Here is a 3,068-nt window from a genome sequence, read left to right on the forward strand (position 1 = left end):
ATCGGCACGCCGTACGCCAGCACCTCCACGACGCCGCCGAGGGTCTCCCCGGCGCGGTGGGCGTCGTCGACCTCGGCGAGCCCGTCGTCGTCGAGCAACACCCCCGCGGCCGGGCTCGACACCCGCGCCACGAAGCAGATGAGCATCAGTGTCTGGGGCGACTCCGTCCCCGCGTCCGTCGCGCTCAACCAGCTCCCGCACGCCTACCGCACGGTCGACAACCACGCCGCGAAGAGCCAGCAGGCGAACGCGGTGCTCGAGCAGGTCATGGCGGCTGCAAAGGCGGGGACGATCAGGAGCGACGTCGTACTGATCCACACCGGCGACAACGGTGTCGTACCGCAGGAGATGCTCGCCAAGACCCTCGACGCGTTGAAGGACGAACGCGTCGTGCTCGTGGTGCCGAAGACCACGCTGGGCACCCAGAAGCAGGCGCTGCATGCGATCCGCGAGGCGGCGAAGGGCCGGCCGTGGGTGCACCTCGTCGACTGGTACGGCGCCTCCAAGGACCACCCCGAGTACTTCATCGACGGCGTCCACCCCACCCTCGCAGCGATGCCCGTCTACATCAGCCTCGTGCAAAAGGCTTCGAAGGGCTGACCGCGACGCGACTCGTCAGGCATACCTCCGCCGCGTGAAGCGCGCCAGATCCTGCGCGAGCCGTTCGAGCGCGTCAGCGGCGTGATGGCGACGATCCCACGCGGCGTGGAGGCGGATGCCGAGAGCGTCGCCGTCAGCGTCGCGGATCGTGAGGGGCACGAGGCCGAAGCGGGGGTCGTCGGTGAGGACGCAGACGCCGCGCCCGCTGGCTGCGACGGCCTGGGCGACGACGGGTGAGGCGAACTCCGCGCGGGGTTCGACGCCGAGCTGCTCTGCGTCGAGGGCTGCGTCGAGCACGCGGCGCGCCGAGAAGCTGCGTTCGAGCAGAAGCAGGTCAGCACCCGCGAGCTCGTCGAGGTCGACGGCATCGCGCTGCGCCCACGGATGGGTCGGCGCGACGCACGCCCACAGCTGCAGGCGCGCGACGACGCGGCTGCCCAACGCCGGGGGTGGTGCGAGCGGCGCCACGGCGAGGTCGGCTCCGCGACGCAACGTGTCGTAGACGTCGTCGACGGACGCTTCGGCGATGCTCGGCAGCGGCGCGTCGGCGGACCACGTCGCGAGCCAGGGGGCGAGGACGTCGTCGCGGGTCGTGCCGGGGCTGACGAGACGAACCCGCTGCAGACGGCCGGCTGCGACGCCGCGGGCCGCGTCACTCACGGCGTCGGCCTGGCGCAGCAGTCGACGCGCGACGGGCAGCACGTCGATGCCGGCGGAGGTGAGGCGCAGCCGCCCGTCCTCACGATCGAACAGGCGGATGCGCAGCTGCCGCTCCAACTGCTGGATCTGACGCGTGACGGCGGGTTGCCCCATGCCGAGTCGCGCCGCGCCGGCCGTCACCGTCCCGGCGTCGGCAACGGCGACGAAGCACTCGACCGCCCTCAACTCCATACCGTCCCCTTCTGCGATCTACGTCCACATCGGCGATCTACGGTCACTTTCACCGCCCTCGGCGGCTGGCCAGAGCCCATCAGCGGCCTATTCCCAACATGCATACCAATCATCGAAAATTGATATTGGACAGCATAGGCGCCAAGCCTCAGAGTGAGGGAGAACACTGACCGACCCTGATCACTCGCACCTCGGTTCGATCCCGCACGACGAAAGGACACGGCCATGACGTCCGTCCCTCAGGAGCGCAAGCTCGTCACCGCCATCCCCGGCCCGAAGAGCCAGGAACTGCACCAGCGGACGAAGGGCGCGGTCTCCGCGGGCGTCGGCATCGGCCTGCCTGTCTACGTCGAGCGTGCGGGCGGCGGCATCCTCGTCGACGTCGACGGCAACCAGCTCATCGACTTCGGCTCCGGCATCGCCGTGACGAGCGTCGGCAACTCGGCGCCGAAGGTCGTCGAGAAGGCCAAGAACCAGCTCGACGACTTCACGCACACCTGCTTCATGGTGACGCCGTACGAGGAGTACACGGCCGTCTGCGAGAAGCTCAACGAGCTGACACCCGGTGACCACGAGAAGCGTTCGGCGCTGTTCAACTCGGGCGCCGAGGCCGTCGAGAACGCCGTCAAGATCGCGCGCGTCCACACGGGCCGTCAGGCCGTCGTCGCCTTCGACCACGCCTACCACGGCCGCACGAACCTGACGATGGCGCTCACGGCGAAGAACATGCCGTACAAGCAGGGCTTCGGGCCGTTCGCGGGCGACGTCTACCGCATGCCGATGGCGTACCCGTACCGCTGGGTCGGCAACGCCGACACGATCACTGCCGACGCCTTCGAGGCGTTCACGAGCGCCGTGCACGCGCAGATCGGCGAGCAGAACGTCGCGGCCGTCATCATCGAGCCCATCCAGGGTGAGGGCGGGTTCATCGTGCCGCCCGCCGGCTGGCTGAAGAAGGTCGCCGACTGGTGCCGCGAGAACGGCATCGTCTTCATCGCCGACGAGGTGCAGAGCGGTTTCTGCCGCACCGGCGACTGGTTCGCGTGCGACGCCGAAGGCGTCGTGCCCGACCTCATCACGACCGCCAAGGGCATCGCGGGCGGCCTGCCGCTCGCGGCCGTGACGGGCCGCGCCGAGATCATGGACGCCGTCCACGCAGGCGGCCTCGGCGGCACCTACGGCGGCAACCCCGTCGCCTGCGCGGGCGCCCTCGGCGCGATCGAGACGATGGAGTCGGAGAACCTGCCCGCGCGCGCCAAGGAGATCGAGGCGATCTTCCGCGAGCGCCTCGGCCAGATCGCCGACACGCACGACGTCGTCGGCGACATCCGCGGACGCGGCGGCATGATGGCCGTCGAGATCGTCAAGGCCGGCACGAAGGAGCCCGACGCCGACCTGACGAAGAAGATCGCGGCCGCCGCGAACGCTCAGGGCGTCGTCACGCTGACGGCCGGCACGTACGGCAACGTCCTGCGCTTCCTGCCGCCGCTCGTCATCGGTGACGACCTGCTGCGCGAGGGCCTCGACATCATCGCCGAAGCGTTCGACTCCGCGACTGCCTGAGCGCCTGAGCGCCT

3 protein-coding genes are annotated in these 3,068 nt (G+C 69.9%); 2 read left to right on the forward strand and 1 reads right to left on the reverse strand.

What is annotated here, in order from left to right; translation table 11 throughout:
• Positions 1-138: 138 nt before the first annotated feature.
• Positions 139-600 carry an SGNH/GDSL hydrolase family protein gene (locus tag B2284_RS03910; protein WP_286697221.1) on the forward strand — a complete coding sequence of 154 codons (462 nt, stop codon included), beginning with the start codon at positions 139-141 and terminating at the stop codon, positions 598-600.
• A 15-nt stretch (positions 601-615) separates the two neighbouring features.
• Here the strand turns inward: B2284_RS03910 and B2284_RS03915 are convergent, their stop codons facing one another.
• The gene (locus tag B2284_RS03915; RefSeq protein WP_136788491.1) at positions 616-1,491 is read right to left on the reverse strand and encodes a LysR family transcriptional regulator; all 876 of its coding nucleotides are present in this window, start codon (positions 1,489-1,491) and stop codon (positions 616-618) included.
• Positions 1,492-1,716: 225 nt separating this feature from the next.
• On the opposite strand from B2284_RS03915, the gene gabT reads away from it, so the two are divergent.
• Complete coding sequence (gabT, locus tag B2284_RS03920; RefSeq protein WP_074040905.1) at positions 1,717-3,054, forward strand: 4-aminobutyrate--2-oxoglutarate transaminase; 1,338 nt, start codon at positions 1,717-1,719, stop codon at positions 3,052-3,054.
• Positions 3,055-3,068: the final 14 nt, after the last annotated feature.

Origin of the sequence: Dermacoccus sp. UBA1591, from assembly GCF_002322065.1 — a bacterium.
Taxonomy (GTDB): Bacteria; Actinomycetota; Actinomycetes; order Actinomycetales; family Dermatophilaceae; genus Dermacoccus; species Dermacoccus nishinomiyaensis.

What these genes read in the sequence shown, in the direction of transcription:
- B2284_RS03910 (WP_286697221.1), top strand. Translation starts at nt 139, where the DNA reads ATGAGCATCAGTGTCTGGGGCGACTCCGTCCCCGCGTCCGTCGCGCTC.
- B2284_RS03915 (WP_136788491.1), bottom strand. Translation starts at nt 1,491, where the DNA reads ATGGAGTTGAGGGCGGTCGAGTGCTTCGTCGCCGTTGCCGACGCCGGG.
- gabT (WP_074040905.1), top strand. Translation starts at nt 1,717, where the DNA reads ATGACGTCCGTCCCTCAGGAGCGCAAGCTCGTCACCGCCATCCCCGGC.